The sequence below is a fragment of the Rhizobium sp. L9 genome, assembly GCF_002531885.1.
Classification (GTDB): domain Bacteria; phylum Pseudomonadota; class Alphaproteobacteria; order Rhizobiales; family Rhizobiaceae; genus Rhizobium.
The window spans coordinates 50,836-68,156 of the sequence record NZ_NWSZ01000004.1 but is presented as its reverse complement, the minus strand read 5'-3'; the positions used below and the strand labels follow the sequence as shown (position 1 = coordinate 68,156).

11 protein-coding genes, 2 tRNA genes and 1 pseudogene are annotated in these 17,321 nt (G+C 62.9%); 7 read left to right on the top strand and 7 right to left on the bottom strand.

Translation table 11 applies throughout. The features are described from left to right. Positions 1–21 precede the first annotated feature (21 nt). Positions 22–930: an MBL fold metallo-hydrolase gene (locus CO660_RS03950; protein ID WP_097597590.1), complete on the bottom strand. Its 909-nt coding sequence runs from the start codon at positions 928–930 to the stop codon at positions 22–24. A gap of 163 nt (positions 931–1,093) precedes the next feature. Between CO660_RS03950 and CO660_RS03945 the strand changes: the two genes are divergently transcribed. Continuing rightward, a tRNA-Gln gene (locus CO660_RS03945) sits at positions 1,094–1,168 on the top strand. A 629-nt stretch (positions 1,169–1,797) separates the two neighbouring features. Next, positions 1,798–2,673, top strand: a complete 876-nt coding sequence (locus CO660_RS03935) for a DUF3800 domain-containing protein (protein WP_097597587.1) — start codon at positions 1,798–1,800, stop codon at positions 2,671–2,673. On the opposite strand, the pseudogene CO660_RS33710 reads toward CO660_RS03935, so the two are convergent. The 3 genes and pseudogenes from CO660_RS33710 to CO660_RS03925 form a co-directional block, all read right to left on the bottom strand. After that, positions 2,619–2,784: pseudogene (locus tag CO660_RS33710) on the bottom strand (CopG family transcriptional regulator); the annotation flags it as partial. The gene CO660_RS03935 and the pseudogene CO660_RS33710 overlap by 55 nt on opposite strands. A 127-nt stretch (positions 2,785–2,911) precedes the next feature. Next, positions 2,912–3,694 (bottom strand): SDR family NAD(P)-dependent oxidoreductase, encoded by a 783-nt coding sequence (locus CO660_RS03930; RefSeq protein ID WP_097597585.1) that lies wholly within the window; start codon positions 3,692–3,694, stop codon positions 2,912–2,914. Between the two features lie 528 nt (positions 3,695–4,222). Continuing rightward, entirely contained in the window at positions 4,223–4,837 is a 615-nt protein-coding gene (locus tag CO660_RS03925; RefSeq protein WP_097597583.1) for a TetR/AcrR family transcriptional regulator, read from the bottom strand. Between the two features lie 111 nt (positions 4,838–4,948). On the opposite strand from CO660_RS03925, the gene CO660_RS03920 reads away from it, so the two are divergent. From CO660_RS03920 to CO660_RS03910, 3 genes are all read left to right on the top strand, one after another. Further along, positions 4,949–5,635: a PspA/IM30 family protein gene (locus CO660_RS03920; RefSeq protein ID WP_097597581.1), complete on the top strand. Its 687-nt coding sequence runs from the start codon at positions 4,949–4,951 to the stop codon at positions 5,633–5,635. A gap of 47 nt (positions 5,636–5,682) precedes the next feature. Beyond that, positions 5,683–5,964 (top strand): YiaA/YiaB family inner membrane protein, encoded by a 282-nt coding sequence (locus CO660_RS03915; protein ID WP_097597578.1) that lies wholly within the window; start codon positions 5,683–5,685, stop codon positions 5,962–5,964. 92 nt (positions 5,965–6,056) lie between these two features. Then, complete coding sequence (locus CO660_RS03910; RefSeq protein WP_097597576.1) at positions 6,057–9,452, top strand: acyl-[ACP]--phospholipid O-acyltransferase; 3,396 nt, start codon at positions 6,057–6,059, stop codon at positions 9,450–9,452. A 276-nt stretch (positions 9,453–9,728) separates the two neighbouring features. On the opposite strand, the gene CO660_RS03905 is transcribed toward CO660_RS03910, so the two are convergent. After that, complete coding sequence (locus tag CO660_RS03905; protein ID WP_097597573.1) at positions 9,729–10,922, bottom strand: TCR/Tet family MFS transporter; 1,194 nt, start codon at positions 10,920–10,922, stop codon at positions 9,729–9,731. 666 nt (positions 10,923–11,588) lie between these two features. Here CO660_RS03905 and CO660_RS03900 point away from each other — a divergent pair. Further along, positions 11,589–14,564, top strand: a complete 2,976-nt coding sequence (locus CO660_RS03900; protein WP_097597850.1) for an NAD(P)-dependent oxidoreductase — start codon at positions 11,589–11,591, stop codon at positions 14,562–14,564. A 423-nt stretch (positions 14,565–14,987) separates the two neighbouring features. Here CO660_RS03900 and CO660_RS03895 read toward each other — a convergent pair whose 3' ends face one another. Continuing rightward, the gene (locus CO660_RS03895) at positions 14,988–15,395 is read right to left on the bottom strand and encodes a hypothetical protein (RefSeq protein ID WP_097597570.1); all 408 of its coding nucleotides are present in this window, start codon (positions 15,393–15,395) and stop codon (positions 14,988–14,990) included. Positions 15,396–15,657: 262 nt separating this feature from the next. Here CO660_RS03895 and CO660_RS03890 point away from each other — a divergent pair. Beyond that, positions 15,658–15,734, top strand: a tRNA-Pro gene (locus CO660_RS03890). A 218-nt stretch (positions 15,735–15,952) separates the two neighbouring features. On the opposite strand, the gene CO660_RS03885 is transcribed toward CO660_RS03890, so the two are convergent. After that, entirely contained in the window at positions 15,953–17,008 is a 1,056-nt protein-coding gene (locus CO660_RS03885) for a septal ring lytic transglycosylase RlpA family protein (protein ID WP_245421293.1), read from the bottom strand. Positions 17,009–17,321 lie beyond the last annotated feature (313 nt).

The following is a 17,321-nucleotide window of genomic DNA, read 5'->3' as shown; positions in this document are numbered from 1 at the left end:
CTGATCTCCCTCCGCCTTTCATTACCCCGGCCAATAGCGCGCGGCAAGCGAGGGCGGCCCATCCGCTGCAATCTCGCCGCGCTCCATGAGATGCTCGATATGGGCGAGCACGGAAAGTGCCGCCGCCCCATGCAGCTTCGGATCGGTATCGCGATAGATCGCCTTCACCATCTCCGCAATCTCGCGATCGCCGGCCGCAACCCGCGCCAGCACCGCCTGCTCGCGCCTGAGCCGATGCGCCTTCAGCGCCGGCAGGAAGGTCTTCGGCTCGTTGACCGGCCCGCCATGGCCGGGCAGCAGCAGGCCGTCCTCGCGCGCTATCAGCTTGTCGAGCGAGGCCATGTAATCCGCCATCGCCCCATCCGGCGGTGCGACGATCGAGGTCGACCAGGCCATGACATGATCGCCTGAGAAGAGGATGTCGCGGCCCTCGAGCGCGAAGGCGGCGTGATTGGCCGTATGCCCCGGCGTCAGCACCGCTGTCAGCGCCCAGCCGTCCCCCGCAATCGTCTCGCCGTCGCCGACGGCGATATCGGGCACGAAATCCATATCCGCGCTTTCGGCAAAGGGATTGACCTCGCCCTCCCGCAGCGGCCGCGCCGGCCGATGCGGCCCTTGCCCCACCGTCACCGCCCCCGTTTCCGCCTGCAGCCGGCGGGCGAGCGGCGAATGATCGCGATGGGTATGGCTGACGAAGATATGCGTCACATGACGCCCGCCGATCGCAGCCATCAGCGCCTGATAATGCGCCTCGTCCTCCGGCCCGGGATCGATGACGCCAAGCGAGGAGGCGCCGACGAGATAGCTGTTGGTGCCGAAAAAGGTGAAGGGCCCGGGATTTTCCGCCGTGATGCGCAGGACATCCGGAGCAACCGGCACGGCCCGCCCATAGGCCGGCTCGAAAGCAAGGTCGAATGCGGGACTTTCCATGCGGGACGATGATCTCAGGTTGATAATATCGCCTTATGCTAGCACGCCGCCCGCCGCTTCGCGCGCATAAATCTGCGGCAGGCGCAACTTAGTCATTGTGACAGGCAAAGAGCTTTGCTAATCAGGCGTCGATTTGAGCGAGCGGTTTCCGCTCAAGCTCTGGTGGGGCGTAGCCAAGCGGTAAGGCAGCGGTTTTTGGTACCGCCATCCCCTGGTTCGAATCCAGGCGCCCCAGCCAATGCTCTTTGGGTCCGTTCTGGACACATAGGTTACGGTTTATTCCTGAGACATAGGTAACACCTTTGCGCCGAAAGGCTTCGGCAACGGTTCGAGCCTGCATGTCTCGTCACCGAAGTATCCTAGGTCGTAATCCGTGAAGCCTGCGAGCCAGATCTGGTCTTCGATCTAGAGGCGTAGCGGCCGCCACACCTCGGAAAAAGCATATCGCAAGAAACATTGAAAAAGCATATCGCAAGAAACATTTGTGTGCACAGTTGCGGAGAGAAGCACGCAAGCATCATCGGCAGCCAATGCCCATTTGAGAAAGATTGTATGCCACCTAATAGTGCTACCGCGCATCACAATCACATGTTCCGAATCCGAACTTGGGAACTCGTCTAGTCGGGGTGGCGGCAACGGGCATTAACAGCGTTCCGTTGACGACCCGCGGAAGCAATGGACAAGCTGATGATCGGCAAGCCTACTGTCGGTGCCTGCAGAAACCGGAATGCGAGGTTCATTCGTCCGCAGCTTATTGCAGATCCATCACGGAGGCTGGACGCATGATGGGAAGCTGCGCCACGCCTCATAAAAGGGGCCGTGGGATGCTGAGGAAGACGCCGCTGTTTGTGAGTTACGGGAGAGTACATGTCCTGGCATGCCTATATTGACGAAAGTTATAACCCCGAGCGCGATGCTTACGTGATCGGCGGCTGCATCGCCACTGAAGCGCAGTGGAAAGATTTTTCAGCAGAATGGCAGTTGTTCACAGAACGCTTTGGCCGGATAGATGCTACTCGACGCCGATATTTCCACATGGTCGAAATGACGCACAGGCTAGAGGAAGTGGGTTTCTTCTATTCGGTGATAAGCAGGCATGTGCCTGTTTTCATTTCTGCCCGCTTCAATCGATCTGAGTTCAATCGCGCAAGAAGGCGAATTTATATTCCGGGTTCGACAATCGAGTGGGACTCAGTGAACTTTTATTGGATCGCTTTCCGGTTGCTGATGGACAAATTCCATCTAGAGCGACCACAGCTAAAAAAATTGATTCCGCTTGATGAAGTTGTTCAATTTCATATGGATGATACCTCCGATCGAAGGATGGTTGAGAGCGTGTGGCAAGAATATATCTCCCATCGATCGGATGATGTCCGCGAACGTTATGCCGGTACTCCGATATTCGAGGATGACAAGAATGTGCCGCCACTGCAGGCCGCTGACCTTTGGGCCTGGTGGGTCCGTGAATGGACCGAACGAGGCGCGCCACAGAGAATATTGCGACATGATTTTGAAGAGTTTGCCGCCGTGGCCGTTCACCGCTCGCCTAGAGTCACAATGGACATAGAGTTTAGCGAAGAGCAATTTTTGCCGACCCTCGCACGAATGGCGAAGAGCCAGTCAGGTAAAGAAGTAATAATTCTGCCTCCGGAGCATATGCTCCATGGCACGTGGGTGGCGGATCTGCATCATGCCGTCCCATCAACATCGCCATCTTCCTCCAGCTCGCGCACCGGCAGATAGGTGTGTTCTCTGCGTGTCGCGCATGATGAGTCTGATCGTGTCATTCCGCGTCAGCTTCTTCGACATCATCTAAATGGCGACGGAGTTGCGCAGGCGGAGCGCAGCACGCAATTGGTGAGACATCGGCGATTTGATCAGGGGGGCCCTCCAGGAGTCTGGGGTATCGCGCGAGTTTATCAATTTCCTATTCCGTCTGCACTCGGGAGAGAGGGCCCGGTTTGCCCAGTTCAAGCGTGAGTTATCGGCTATCGTGCACAAACAACCGCACCTCCGTCAACCCCGCAAGCCTCTCCACCAGCGCCTCCTGAAACCCAGCATCACCCACCTCCGCCGCCGCCTCCCGCTGCTGGCGGTGATACCAATACCCGCCGCTCACCTTCGCCGCTTCGTCCTCGCTCGTCGCCAGCCATGTCTGCGTCAGGTGCCCCATCTCCAGATCATCGGGCGCGCCGGCGCCGCCCATCTTTGTCGGCACCCAGCCGGGGTCGACGGCGTTGCTCAGCACATCCGGCCAGTGGCGGGCGATGGCGGCGGAAAGGGTGGCGATGTAGAGTTTGCTTTCGGAATAGGCCTGGCTGGCGCTCCATGGCCGCGTCTTCCAGTCGATATCGTCGAGCGCGCTGCTGCCGCTGCGGTGCATGCCGCTGCTGAGATAGATCAGGCGGTCGGGCCGGGTGATCCAGGCGGTGAGGAGATAGGGGGCGAGCGTGTTGACCGCCAGCGTCTTGGCGTGGCCTTCGGGCGTTTCGCCGCGGCTGCGCTCGAGGTAGATGCCGGCATTGTGGATGACGGCGTCCATGCGGCCGATGGCGTTGACCTGGTCGGCGATGGAGCGGGTTTCCTCAGCGCTGGCGAGATCGCCGATGACGAGGCCGAGGGCGGCGGCGGAGGTCTCGGCGATTGCCGCGGCCCGCTCGCGGGAGCGGGCGTGGAGGACGACCTCGTGGCCTTCGCGGATGAGGGTGAGGGCGGCGGCGAGGCCGAGGCCATCGGTGGAACCGGTGATGAAGATGCGGCTCATGGGGGTTCCTTTCGCGAGCGGTGGGGGTGGGTGCAGAGTGATAGGGTAGGGGTGCTTGGGTCAAGCCCGAGGACGACGGAGGTAGGGAGGGCGCGAGCGGCAAGAGGCGAGATGGTGGAGCAAGTCCACCAGCGTGTGGGTGCGATTTTGCCTGTGGTTCTGCCCCTCACCCTAGCCCTCTCCCCGTTCTGACGGGGAGAGGGGACGTGCCCTGCGGAACGTGGGAGAGGAACGGAGAGGGTGCGGCATATTCCCTTCGCCCCGTTTACGGGGAGAAGGTGCCGGCAGGCGGATGAGGGGCGTTTTTCGCGGTGATTTCAGCGGTTGTCGCCAATACCCGGTCGAGATCATCGGTGGCGTGCTTGGATCCTCGGCTCAAGGCCGAGGATGACGGAGAGTGGGGTGGGGCTTAGGCTAGAACCGCAAGGCGGGTAATCAGATGATACCGCTTCCTCTCTACGTCATTCTACCAAACACCGCTCTTTCGACGTCCGCTCGTCCTCCGACCTCACTCCACCCGACACCACCTCACATCCCTTGCCGCCGCAGCTCAGCGCCGGCGGCAATCGTCTGCACCAGCTCGTCCACCTCACGCGCCAGCCGCTCCAGCGGCAGGCCCACAAAGCGACCCTCAAGGCTGATGCTGACCACCCCATGCACCGCGCCGAACAATGTGCGGGCGCGGATGGCGCGGTCTTCGGCCGGCATGTCGGGCTGCAGTTCGGCGAGCGGTTCGGCGATCACGTCCATCAGGAAGAGGTGTTCGTCGAGGTGCCATTGCGGGGTCGGGCTGGTGGCGGGGGGGAAGTGGTCGAACAGCGCCTTCCAGAGATTGCGGTGTTCCACCGCAAAGGCGAGGTAGCCCTGGGCGAGGTTGCGCAGGCGATCGGTCGGGCTTTTGCCCCTGGCCTCGTCAAGCGTCAGCCTCGCCTCCAGCGCCTTCAGCGTCGCGGAATTCACATGGATGACGAGCTCGGCGAGATCGGTGAAGACGGTGTAGAGGCCGCCGAGCGCGCAGCCGGCATCCTGGGTGATGTCGCGGGCGCGCAGGTTGGCAAGCCCGTCGCGGGCGATGCGCTCGCGCGCCGCCTCGATCAGCCGGGCCTTCAGGTCCTCGCGTTTTTCTTCTCGTCTGCCGGCCATTAACCATTTCCCTTCGAATTTTTGAACGACGTTCAAAATTTATCTTGAACGTCGTTCATGATTCTGCCATAACTCATCTCGTGAACAACGTTCATAAACCGGAGGAAGGAAATGTTCAAATTGATTTCCACACTGTTGCGGGGCAGGGTGCATGATGCCGAGCAGGCTTTTGCCGATCGCAACGCCGTGCCGCTGCTGGCCCAGCAGATCCGTGATGCCGCGCAATCGATCCAGACGGCGCGGCGCAGCGTCGCCGTCGCCATCGCCCAGAACGAGCAGGAGAAGGCGCAGCATCAGACGATCCTCGCCCGCATCGCCGATCTCGAGACCCGCGCCACCGCGGCACTCACCAAGGGCAACGAAGGGCTGGCACGGGAAGCGGCCGAGGCGATCGCCTTTCTTGAGGCCGAGCGCGATGCGTCGGAACAGGCGCAGAGCCAGTTCACCACTTCGATCGCCAAGCTGAAGGGCATCGTCAGGGATGCCGAGGCGCGGCTGCAGGCGCTGCAGCGCGGCGAGCGGCTGGCCCGCGCAACTGAGGAGGCGCAGAAGCTCGATGTGGCAGTCGCCGGCCCCGGCCTCGCAACCCTCGACGAGGCCGAGGAGACGCTGGCCAGGCTGCGCCTGCGCCAGAGCCAGAACGAGCTGACGGCGGCGGCGCTGAAGGAGATGGAAAGCGCCACGCGGCCGGCCAGCATCATCGAAAAGCTCGCCAATGCCGGCTGCGGCGCGCCGCTCGCCTCATCGGCCGATGACGTGCTCGCCCGGCTGAAGAGCCGCATCACGCCGGCCGCCTGATCTCATTCCATCCAGCCATTCATTCATCGAAGCAAAGGACAAAGACCATGAACGACAGTTTTCAGAAACATTCCGCCAGCTGGGTCAGCTTCTCCTACTTCTCCTTCGGCGCCGCCGCCTTCATGCTGGCGCTCGGCCTCTACATGATGCCGCTCGATCTCTGGGGCAAAGGCTATCTCGCCATGGGCATATTGATGCTGGTGCAGACGACGGTGAATATCACCAAGACGCTGCGCGACAATGCCGAATCCGAGAAGCTGATCCGCAAGGTCGAAGATGCCCGCACCGAAAAGCTGCTGGTCAAATTCAATCGCAACGGTGAAGATTGATCTTCCTTAACCACATCGCAGAGTTGTTATCGCACTCAACTTTTGCGTAACAACTCTGTGGCCTTCTCTGCCTGCTGAAAGAGGGTCCCGCCGTGCAAATCAATCTGATGACATCGAGGAAATTCGCGCCGCTGTTCTGGACGCAGTTCCTGACCGCCTTCAACGACAATTTCCTCAAGAACACCCTGGTCTTCCTCATCCTCTTCAAGATGTCGGCAAGCGAGGGGGCAGCACTTGTGACGCTCGCCGGCGTCATCCTCATCGTGCCCTTCCTGCTGCTTTCCGCACTCGGCGGCGAAATCGCCGACAAGCACGACAAGGCCAAAATCGCCGAGCTGTTGAAACGCTGCGAGATCGGCATCGCCGCCCTTGCCGTCGTCGGCCTCGCCTTCTCCTCGATTTTTGTGCTGATGGCCGCGCTCTTCGGCTTCGGCGTCGTCTCGGCGCTGTTCGGGCCGATCAAATACGGCATCCTGCCCGATCATCTCGAACGCCGCGACCTGCCGAAGGCCAATGCCTGGATCGAGGGCGGCACCTTCATCGCCATTCTCGGCGGCACGATCATCGCAGCCCTTGCCTTCTCCAGCGGCGACAATGTGCTGCTCTTCGGCTCGATGATGATGGGGCTGTCGGTGCTCTGCTGGCTGTCGGCGCGGATGATCCCGGCGACCGGCTCCAAGGCGCCGGATCTTGTGATCGACCGCAACGTCATCCGCTCCAGCTATACGCTGGTGATGGAGATCCGCGAGGACAAGCGGCTGTGGCGTTCGGCGCTGATGAATTGCTGGTTCTGGCTGGTCGGCGCCTTCACCCTCTCCATCCTGCCGACCATGGTGACCGAGCTGCTCGGCGGCTCCGAGCTCGTCGTGCCCGCCTATCTCACGGTCTTCGCCATTGCCGTCGCCGTTGGTTCCGGCATCGCCGCCTGGATGTCGTCGGGCCGCATCGTGCTGCTGCCGGCCCCGGTCGGCACCGCGCTGCTCGGCCTATTCAGCCTCGATCTCGCCTGGAACCTCTGGGGCCTCACCTCGACCTCGCACGCGACGACCATCCTTGCGTTCTTCGCCGGGCAAAATACCATCCGCGTCGCCATCGATCTTGCCGGCATGGCGATCTCGGGAGCCTTCATCGCCGTCCCGACCTTTGCCGGCCTGCAGAGCTGGGCGCATGAGGATCGCCGCGCCCGCGTCATCGGTGCGGCCAATGTGCTCTCGGCGCTGTTCATCACCGTCGGCCTCGGCCTCGTCGCCGTCATCCAGGCGCTCGGCGCTTCCATACCTCAGATCCTGATCGGTCTCGGCGTGGTCAATTTCGCGGTCGCCTGGCTGATGCTGAAGACGCTGCCGACCAATGCCTTCCGCGATTTCATCTCAATCCTGTTCCGCGCCTTCATGCGCCTCGAGGTCGAGGGACTGGAGAATATCAAGAAGGCCGGCCCGGCGCCGATCATTGCGCTCAACCATGTCAGCCTGCTCGACGGTGCCTTGGCGCTCGCCATCACCGAGGAAGAGCCGGTCTTTGCCGTCGATTACAAGATCGCCCAGGCCTGGTGGGTTCGCCCCTTCCTGAAAATGTGCAAATTCCTGCCGCTCGACCCCACAAAGCCGATGGCGACACGTTCGTTGATCAAGGTGGCGCAGGAGGGAAGCCCGATCGGCATCTTCCCCGAAGGCCGCCTGACGGTGACCGGCACGCTGATGAAGGTCTATGACGGGGCGGCCATGGTCGCCGACAAGACAGGCTCGATGGTGGTGCCGGTGAAGATCGACGGGCTGGAAAAGACCTATTTCTCCTATCTCGATAACGGCAAGATCCGCCGCCGGCTGTTCCCCAAGGTCAAGGTCACCATTCTCGAGCCGGTGAAGCTGGAAGTGCCGCCGGAGCTGAAGGGCCGCAAGCGCCGCACGGCGGCGGGAGCCGCCCTCTATCAGGTGATGTCGAACCTGCTGTTCCGCACCGCCGATACCTCGTCGACCGTGCTCGAGCGCGTCATCCAGGCCGGTGACGAATTCGGCATGAAAAAGCTTGCCGTCGAAGATCCGGTCACCGGCCGGCTGACCTATGGCAAGCTGCTGACCGGGGCGGCCGTGCTCGGCGCCAAGTTCCGCGCCCGTTTCCCCGAACAGAATCTCGGCGTCATGCTGCCGAATGCCAATGGCGCCGCCGCCACCATTCTCGGCGTCATGACATCAGGCAAGGTGCCGGCCATGCTGAACTTCACCGCGGGTGCGGCCAATATCCTCTCGGCCTGCAAGGCGGCCGAGGTGAAACACGTGCTGACCTCGCGCGCCTTCGTCACCCAGGCCAAGCTCGGCCCGGTGGTCGAGGAACTGGAAAAGCAGCTGGCGATCGTCTGGCTCGATGATCTGAGAGCCGAAATCTCCTTCAAGGACAAGCTCGTCGGGCTTCTCAGAAAGGGCCGGCCGCTCGTCAAGCGCCAGGCCGACGATCCGGCCGTCATCCTCTTCACCTCGGGCTCGGAAGGCACGCCGAAGGGCGTGGTGCTGACCCACCGCAACATCCTGTCGAACGCCGCCCAGGCCGCCGCCCGCATCGATTTCCACAGCGGCGATAAGGTGTTCAACATCCTGCCCGTCTTCCATTCCTTCGGGCTGACGGCCGGCACCGTGCTGCCGCTGATTTCGGGCGTGCCGGTCTATTTCTATCCCTCGCCGCTGCATTACCGCATCGTGCCGGAGCTGATCTATGTCTCCAACGCCACGATCATCTTCGGCACCGATACCTTCCTCAACGGCTATGCCAGGACGGCGCATCCGTATGATTTCCGCTCGATCCGCTATATCTTCGCCGGCGCCGAGCCGGTGAAGGCCGCAACCCGCCACATCTATATGGAGAAATTCGGCCTGCGCATCCTCGAAGGCTACGGCGTCACCGAGACCGCGCCGGTCATTTCCATCAACACGCCGATGTACAACCGCTCAGGCACGGTCGGCAAAATCCTGCCGGGCATGGAATGGAAGCTCGAGCCGGTGCCGGGCATCGACGAGGGCGGCAGGCTGCATGTGCGCGGAGCCAATGTCATGGCCGGTTACCTCCGCGCCGAAAAGCCGGGCGTGCTCGAGCCGCTCGCCGATGGCTGGCACGACACCGGCGACATCGTCACCATCGATGAGGACGGCTTCGTCAAGATCCGCGGCCGCGCCAAGCGCTTCGCCAAGATCGGCGGCGAGATGGTGTCGCTGGCGGCGATCGAAGCACTCGCCGCCGAGCTCTGGCCGGGCGCGCTCTCGGTCGTCTCGTCGCTGCCCGACCCGAAGAAGGGCGAGCGCCTGGTGCTCTTGACCGACGCCGAAACCGCCACCCGCGCCGAATTTCTCGCCTTCGCCAAATCGAGGGGCGCCATGGACATGATGGTCCCTGCCGAGATCACCATCGGCAAGGTGCCGGTGCTGGGCTCCGGCAAGGTCGATTTCGTCGCCGCCCGCAAGCTGGCGGAGGGGGCGGTGCAGAAGGAAGAGGCGGCGTGAGCGTTCGTCGCCTTCGGGATCGCGACTTGCCCCTCACCCTCACCCTCTCCCCGTTCTGACGGGGAGAGGGGACGTGCCCCGCAAAAGTTTGGTGGGGAACGGAGAGGGTGCGGCATGTCCCTTCGCCCCGCGAGCGGGGAGAAGGTGGCGGCAGCCGGATGAGGGGCCGCTCTCGCCGATCGCTGAGGGGCGGATGTTGCGTTCATTGAATCTCCGCTCGTCTTTGAGGGGTTGGGGAGGGGTCTGAAAAATCGTCTTCGCGGTCGGTTTCGCATTCTAGCCCGCCGCCGCAGCCGCCGGCTTCCTCAGCCCGAGACTGAGAATCAGCGGCACGGCGAGCGCATAGACGGCGACGACCGAGAGCCAGATGGCGCCCGGCCATTGCTGCCGGACGAGGAAGTAGAGGCTGGAGAAGCCAAGCGGGGCGACGATCGAGGCGAGGCTGACGGCCGAGGCGAGCACGCCCTGGAACTGGCCTTGGCTGTTTTCATCGACCTGCCGGGTCGCCAGCGACTGCGGCGCCGGCACGCCGATGCCGCCGAGCGTGAAGACCGGCATGATGGCGAAGATCATCCAGCTCCGGTCGGCAAAGGCCATGGTGCAAAGCGCGATGGAGACGCCGGCGACGCCAGTCAGGATCGCCCCGCGTTCGCCGAGCAGCCGGACCGCCGGTCCCGGCAGGAAGGCCTGGGCCAGCGCCTGGCAGAGGCCGAAGGCGCCGAGCGACAGGCCGATCGCAAGCCCGTTCCAGTGAAAGGCGTCGCTGCCCCAGAGCGCCCAGCAGGTGCCATAGGCCTCGCCGGTGGCGCTGAAGAGGAAGAAGAGAATGATAACGGGCAGCAGGCTTTTGACCTCCAGCACCGCGCTCAGCGGCTTCAGCGGATTGAGCGCGGCAAGGTCGATCCTCTCGCGGCTGCCAGGCTGCGATTCCGGCAGAACGAAGAAGGCGAGCAGCAGGTTGGCGCCGTTGAGTGCGGCGGCTGCGATGAAGGGCAGCCGCAGCCAGTGATCGCCGAGCACGCCGCCGAGGACCGGGCCGATGATGAAGCCGAGGCCGAACATGGCGTTGAACAGGCCGAACCGGCGGGCGCGTTTCTCCTCCGGCGAGATGTCGGTGATATAGGCGGTGGCCACCGAGACGTTGGCGCTCGTCAGCCCGGCGATCGCCCGGCCGATGAAGAGCAGCAGCAGGTTGGGGGCGAGCGCGAGGAACAGGTAGTTGACGGCTGCACCGGCAAGCGAAAGCAGCAGCACGGGCCGGCGGCCGAGCCGGTCGCTCATCGCCCCGAGCACCGGCGCGAAAATGAACTGCATCACTGCGTAGAGGGCGGTCATCGCGCCGATAGTGGGGGCGACGTCGCCGCTGTGGGTGATGTCCTGCAGGAGCTGCGGCAGGATGGGAAAGATGAGGCCGATGCCGATGGCATCGAGGACAATGGCGGTAAAGATGACGATGAGGGGTCTGGTCATGGGTGCGTTCCACGGTCGACGCAAGCTGGGAGGCTCGCCAGCGCATCCCTGATTTCGTTCAAATCACGGAATTGCGTCGCGACGCCGAGGGCTCACGATGAGGCCTGATCTCGTCAGGCGTTGGTTTCAGGGAGTGCTGGCCGAACCATGGCTGAAGCGCATGGCCGGCGTGTGCTCGACCGCCTGGACGACCCATTCGTCCACCTGTTTACTCCGCCACTGAGCGGATCAAGGGAGGCAGTCGCTTTTCGCGACGGCAAAGACATACGCTGGATGGTTGCGTGCGGCAAGCCTGTTTTTGCGTGAGGTGAGCGACTGCGGGTTGCGATGTCGACGGGCAATAGACCTCGGATCCGAGCAGAGAGTTGCCCCTCACCCTAACCCTCTCCCCGTAAAACGGGGAGAGGGGACGTGCCCTGCGAGAGGTTGGTGGGAACGGAGAGCGTGCGGCATATCCCCTTCTCCCCGTCAGAACGGGGAGAAGGTGCCGGCAGGCGGATGAGGGGCAGGCATCGGCGCGTCCCGCCTGCTGCCAAACGCGGGAACATCACCGCAGCGATCGCAATGACGCGTTTCGCCTGTCGTTCGGCGCATATGAGGTTGTCGAGCCGGAGCACTCGCTTCACCATTGACGGCACTTCAGCTCCGGACAGAGACAGGCAGGCAATGACAGATATCGCCAAGATGCAGGAACAGCGATTGATCGCCCTCCGACAGACCGCGTCGGGTGCGCCGAAGCTGCCGTCCAACCCCTTCTTCGGCGTCGGGCCGATCACCGACGCGACGACCGACGAAGTGGACAGCCGCCTGCGGCGCATCGCCTTCGAGGGTTGGATCGAAAAGACCTATCGCAAGTTAGACGACCGGGGCAACGATATCGGCGGCTTCACCACGGCCGAGATTTCCCGCAGCATGCATCGCGGCTACCCGGCCGATAAGATCCTGACCGACATGATGCGGGCGATCCATCGCTATTTCGGCTTTCCGAAGGTCAACCGCATGGCGGTCGGGCTCGGCGGCGGCCATAGCGGCTTCACCGTCTGCATCCAGCACCTGATGAATGCCAACGACGCCGGCCAGCGCGTCTATGTCGATACGCCGCGGCCGGAGAGCGATCCGTCGAAGGCCGCCGGCTTCTTCCGCCAGTCCTGGGCCACACAGCTGATCGAGATGCAGCGCTTCGCCGAAAAGGGCTGCGAGAGCCGCATCCATTTCGCCGCCTCCGAAGGCGTGATCCCGACCGGGGCTGAACTTGCCGACCTCGGCGTTTCGATCTTCGTCGGCGTCGGCCACGAGACGACGGGGGCGAACGCCTATACCAGCCGCGAAATCAGCGAACTCTTGAGCTGGCTCGACGGCGATCCGGCCAACCGCCATGCGGTGTTCGATGCCACCTCGATGCTCGGCGCCATGCCGTGGGAGCCGGAACTGGTCAGCGCCGTGATGGCGAAATGCTGCCTGTTCATGCCGTTCCAGAAGGCGATCGGCGGCATTTCGGGTTATTTCGTCGCCTCCTTCACCCCGCATGCCCTGGCGCTGATCGAGAGGAACCAGCAGGATCCCGCCTGGGCGATCCCGCGGCAGCTGAAGATCGCCCCGCCGATCGATCCCCGGCAGCCCTTTTCGGCCAAGCGCTCCGTCGATGCCGGCCCGTTCTACGATGCCGGTGAAGACCGCATGCTCGGCGGCGTCATCAACACCTACAGCGCGCTTGCCTTTGCCGAGACCACTTTCGGCCTGCTGCAGTCTGAGGCCCGGGTCGGCTCCGTCGTCGAGCTCAACCGCCGCTCCGCCGCCAATCGCGCCGTGATCGACGAATGGGTCGGGTCGCATCCGCTGCTGTCGCTTGCAGTCGCCGACGCCGAACGGCGTGGCGCCGCCGTGACGTTGCTGAAGGTCGAGGACGCTGATATCACCGATGCTGGCATCCACGCCCGGATCATCGCCCGGTCGAAGCAGCTGCTGGGTTATGAGGGCATTACCCATCCGAACGGCGAATACGAGCCCGGCCTCGACGCGGCCCGCTACGTCAATGCCTTCCCGGGCACGCCGGGCGATTACCGCGCCTGGGTCGGCGGCATCCGCGAGCCGGACGATGTCGTGGCACTGCTGGAAAATCTGCAATATGCCTATCTCAGAGCCAAGATCGTGGTTCTCGAGGAGGAGCTGGAAAAGCACGGCGTGACCTTCGAGGCGCCGGTCAAAGCCGAAGGCGCCGTTCGCAAGGACGATCCGACCCGCGCTTACACGGTGCTGATCGCCGACCTGGTGGGCCTGCGTTTCGGCGCCGACGGCGAGCCTGATTACAGCGAGGTCAAGGCCTATATCGAGGAGAAGGGTGGCGTCTTCCATCTCGGTCCGCTCAGTGATCGCGCCGGCCTCGAAAAGGGCCGCATCCACTTCTTCTATCAGCCGAACCTCAGCACCGAGGCGGAGATCCTGCCGCAGACCGACAAGGGCCAGTACGACGCGCTGATCGCCGCGGCGACCTTCATTCCCAAGGCCTCGGTCTTCCCGCTCGGCGGCGTGCGCATTGGTGCGGGCACCGGCAATATGGGCTCGGCCTCCTGGGGCGGCGGCAATGGCGAGGGCGGCACTGCCGCCCTGATGAACACGCCGGGGATCAACAGCCGGGCGACCGCCCAGATGGTGATGAAGGCGATCCTTAAGGTCGTTCCCGACCTGCCGGTCGACCGGCTGCACCGGATGGTCGCCGGCGGTGATTTCGACACGGGCCGTCAGCTGAAGGATTTCCCGACGGCAAAGCTCGAGGGCCGCAAACTGGCCGTGCTCGGCTACGGCAATATCGGCCGTGAAGTCGCCAAGCTCGCCAAGGCTTTCGGCATGAAGGTGGCGATCTATGCCCGCGAGCACCACAAGCGCTGGATCGAGGCGGAAGGCTTTACCTATGCCGCAAGCCCTGTCGAAGCGGCAAGCGGCGCCGACGTGCTCTCCGTCCATATCGGTCTCGGCCGCCTGGATGCATCGACCGGCGTCTATTCGAATGCCGGCACCGTCGATGCAGAAGTGCTCTCCGCCATGAAGGACGGCGCGGTGCTCGTCAATTACGACCGCGGCGAAGTCGTCGATCCCAATGCGCTCCATGCAGCACTGGCATCCGGCAAGATCGCGCATGCGGCAATCGATGCCGACCTGTTCCGGGACGCTGCGACCGGTACGCTCAGCGGCCCGATGCTGCCCTACCTGCCGCTCGAACAGCGCCACAAGGGTAAGCTCGAACTGCTGCCGCATGCGGCCGCCGACACCGACCATCCCTCGCGGGTGACCGGCGCCAAGCAGGCGGTCGACCAGATCTTCGACGTCATCCGCTTCAAGTCGGTCGTCAATCTGAAGGGCGACCTGCCGGAAGGCTACGTCTCTGCCGGCAGCCGCACGCCGGCCGGCATCGGCAAGGTGACGAAGCAGGTGGTCGCCGAGGCCGGCGGCAAGGCCGAGCTTCTGCAAGAGCTGCGCCAGACCTCGGAAAAGATCGCCGCCATCACAGGCGCGCTCTCCGCCGTCTCCGACCCGGATCACCGCGCGCGGATCGTCGAACGCTACACCGGCCTCCTGGTCGAAAATGCCGACCGGCAGCGGGCGCTTCTCGACCAGCTCGGCCTCTACGGTCCGGCGGAGGGGTGAGACCTATCGACGGCTCGTCGGGCAACGACGGCTCTTGTCATTGATGTCGTGCCGCGAGGCCCCCTCATCCGACCCTTCGGGCCACCTTCTCCCCGCTGGGGAGAAGAGGGAGAGTGGCGCTTCGCCATCCACCCCATTGGATGAAGTGCCTACACGCAGGCGGGTTCGTTTGCCAGTGTCGGAGCGACTTGCTTTCCCTTCTCCCCAGCGGGGAGAAGGTGGCCCGAAGGGTCGGATGAGGGGGCCTCGCGGCACAACCAAAATTCATCATTGGCTCGGTGACTCCGTGCCCGACCCCGTCCCCGTCCCTGAAACGATCCGCAACTGCCCCTCGTGCGGATGCTTTGAGGCTAGACTTGTAGCCCCAAACGAAAACAGGCGGCACCCTGGCCGCCTGTCTCCATGTGCCGGACGAAGCGTCCGTTATTTCTGTTCGGGCGCTAGGAACTCTGCGCAATAGGACGGGCCGTTGCCGCCCGGAATGTCGGCGACGGTGCGGATGTCGCGGATCGTGTAGTCGGAATTGGTGGTGATTTCGGCTTGGCAGCGCAGATAGGCCGTGCGGGCGGCGGCGATCTGCTTGCCGCGCTTGCCGTCGGCGCCCTCGGCATATTTCGCCGGAATGCGCACGGTCTTGTAGCCGCCGCGCCAGGTGTAGATGGTGCTCGCACCTTCCTCACGATCGCTGATCGGCGGCCCGTAGGCGGCAAAGAAGACGCCGGCCGATTTGCCGACCCAGCGGGCCTCGATCGGATTGCCGGCGGAAGGAATGGTCGTGCATCCGGCAAGCGCAATTGCAAGCCCGGCCGCGGTAATGGTGCGGAGTTTCATCGTGTCGTCCCTGATCTCTAGCGCAATGGCTGCGAAGCCGCCGTCACGGCGGTTTCGCCTGTCCCGCCGAGCCCTTTAGCGCGGAACCCGGCAAAAGAAAATTGCCCCTTTTGCACTTCCGTTCGATTTGCTCAGAGTGTGTCTTTTTGCAGCAGCGGCCCATTCCGGCCTCTGTCATCAACCGGTCAAAAAATCCCTCGCCTTTTTGAAATTTGGCGCTTGTGCAACCAGATAGGCTGTTCTATAGAAGCGCCGCTGGTCACGGAGTGTAGCGCAGTCTGGTAGCGCACCACGTTCGGGACGTGGGGGTCGAGTGTTCGAATCACTCCACTCCGACCAGCCGAAAAGCCCGCGAAAGCTGGCTTTTTTCTTATCGCTAATATGCCTTGCGATCCGCCATCATGACAGCCACCCCGGACTTAGCATTTGATTCTGCTCTGGGGCGGTAGAATTGCTGTATTGATTTTACTGCCACGGCTTTTGACCGGGCGCTATCGGCCGCTATCTCGGCACGATCGCCGCGGGTGGGCATGTCTCGTGACGGCTTCTTGCGCATTCTAGGGAAGAACCAGTGCTGTTCCTCGCCGGCGGTGGCCTTTTAGTCGAGAGCGGCGTCGCTTTATTGAGACAACCACCGTCAGACGCACATTGCGATTGACACCCGGCAGCGGGAGAGCCTGAACCTCGCAGGAGCCGCGCTCACGGTCATCACTATCCTCGTTCAAGCAGTATTTTAGTTGCGGCAGCGACGGAGCGAATTCGGGCGTCCGCTCAAAGGTAGTAGGGCCGATCTCAGGTAACATCACGAATTGCCCGAATGTCGGAAACGACGCCGCGGCGATTGCCCCTGGCTGGGAGGAGGCGCTCATCGCCTTGATGGCAGGGTTCACGCGTGACGACGAGAAGAACTTGCTGTGGCCCCCCAAATGATCGCCGGTCGACTGGTTCGAGGCCACCGTCGCGTCGGTCGCGATCTGAGGCTCGGGTTTGATGTCCTGGAGGCGATCACGCTTCCTGACGTAGGACGCCATAAGAAAAGGCATATCATGTCCGTCCGAGCGGGCGCGGCCTACATACTGGACCCGAACATAGGCCGTGCCATGGTGCTTCAGGTCCAGCAAATCTGCTGCCTTGCTGGAAAGGTCAATGATGCGGCCCCTATGGTAGGGACCGCGATCGTTAACACGCACGATGAGGGAAGAACCGTTTTCAAGATTGGTCACCCTCACGTAACTGGGCAAAGGGAGGGTGGGATGCGCGGCGGAAAGGTGATGCCTGTCGTAAACTTCGCCGTTTGCAGTCAAGCGACCATGAAACGCTGAGCCGTACCAGGAAGCGACACCATTCCTGTCGTAACTCGGGTCCTCCTTCGGTGAGTAAAGTTTGCCTTTCACCACGTAGGGCTTGCCGACGGTATAACGGCCACCGCCCTTGCGAATATTCCTGCCGTGGGCGGGTCGCGGGCTCGCCGTCACACCGTAAACCTTCTCGGAAACATATCCTCTGCTGCGATACGTGTTCGGTGTTTGTGTGGTCGTACAGGCACAGCATGCGCAGACCGCCATGATCGCCAGCCATCGCAAGCCCTTTGCAGCACTTACATCAATAGCCATCCGTTCATCGTTGACAACAGTCTTCCATGTATCCGCGCCATGGGTCGATACAAACGCTCATGCCGGCCGCGTACTCGAAGTTTGCTACGCGGGGGGCGAGAGCCAGACAGAATAGCAGCCCAAGCGCACTTCGAGGCCCTACTGCCTTCTGGGATTGTCGTCAATTCGCTCCATCCCTGAGAGTGAAAGCTGGCCTGAGGGCAATAGTTCCGTGGGGACATGCGATTTTACGCTGTGCTTTGCCAGGGCCGGTTGCCACCTCAGGCACCGAGTGGTCGCCGGGCGGCATTGGCTATCGGACGACCACTATCCA

Coding starts and splice junctions, on each gene's coding strand:
- CO660_RS03950 (WP_097597590.1), bottom strand. CDS start 930: ATGGAAAGTCCCGCATTCGACCTTGCTTTCGAGCCGGCCTATGGGCGG.
- CO660_RS03935 (WP_097597587.1), top strand. CDS start 1,798: ATGTCCTGGCATGCCTATATTGACGAAAGTTATAACCCCGAGCGCGAT.
- CO660_RS03930 (WP_097597585.1), bottom strand. CDS start 3,694: ATGAGCCGCATCTTCATCACCGGTTCCACCGATGGCCTCGGCCTCGCC.
- CO660_RS03925 (WP_097597583.1), bottom strand. CDS start 4,837: ATGGCCGGCAGACGAGAAGAAAAACGCGAGGACCTGAAGGCCCGGCTG.
- CO660_RS03920 (WP_097597581.1), top strand. CDS start 4,949: ATGTTCAAATTGATTTCCACACTGTTGCGGGGCAGGGTGCATGATGCC.
- CO660_RS03915 (WP_097597578.1), top strand. CDS start 5,683: ATGAACGACAGTTTTCAGAAACATTCCGCCAGCTGGGTCAGCTTCTCC.
- CO660_RS03905 (WP_097597573.1), bottom strand. CDS start 10,922: ATGACCAGACCCCTCATCGTCATCTTTACCGCCATTGTCCTCGATGCC.
- CO660_RS03900 (WP_097597850.1), top strand. CDS start 11,589: ATGACAGATATCGCCAAGATGCAGGAACAGCGATTGATCGCCCTCCGA.
- CO660_RS03895 (WP_097597570.1), bottom strand. CDS start 15,395: ATGAAACTCCGCACCATTACCGCGGCCGGGCTTGCAATTGCGCTTGCC.
- CO660_RS03885 (WP_245421293.1), bottom strand. CDS start 17,008: ATGGCTATTGATGTAAGTGCTGCAAAGGGCTTGCGATGGCTGGCGATC.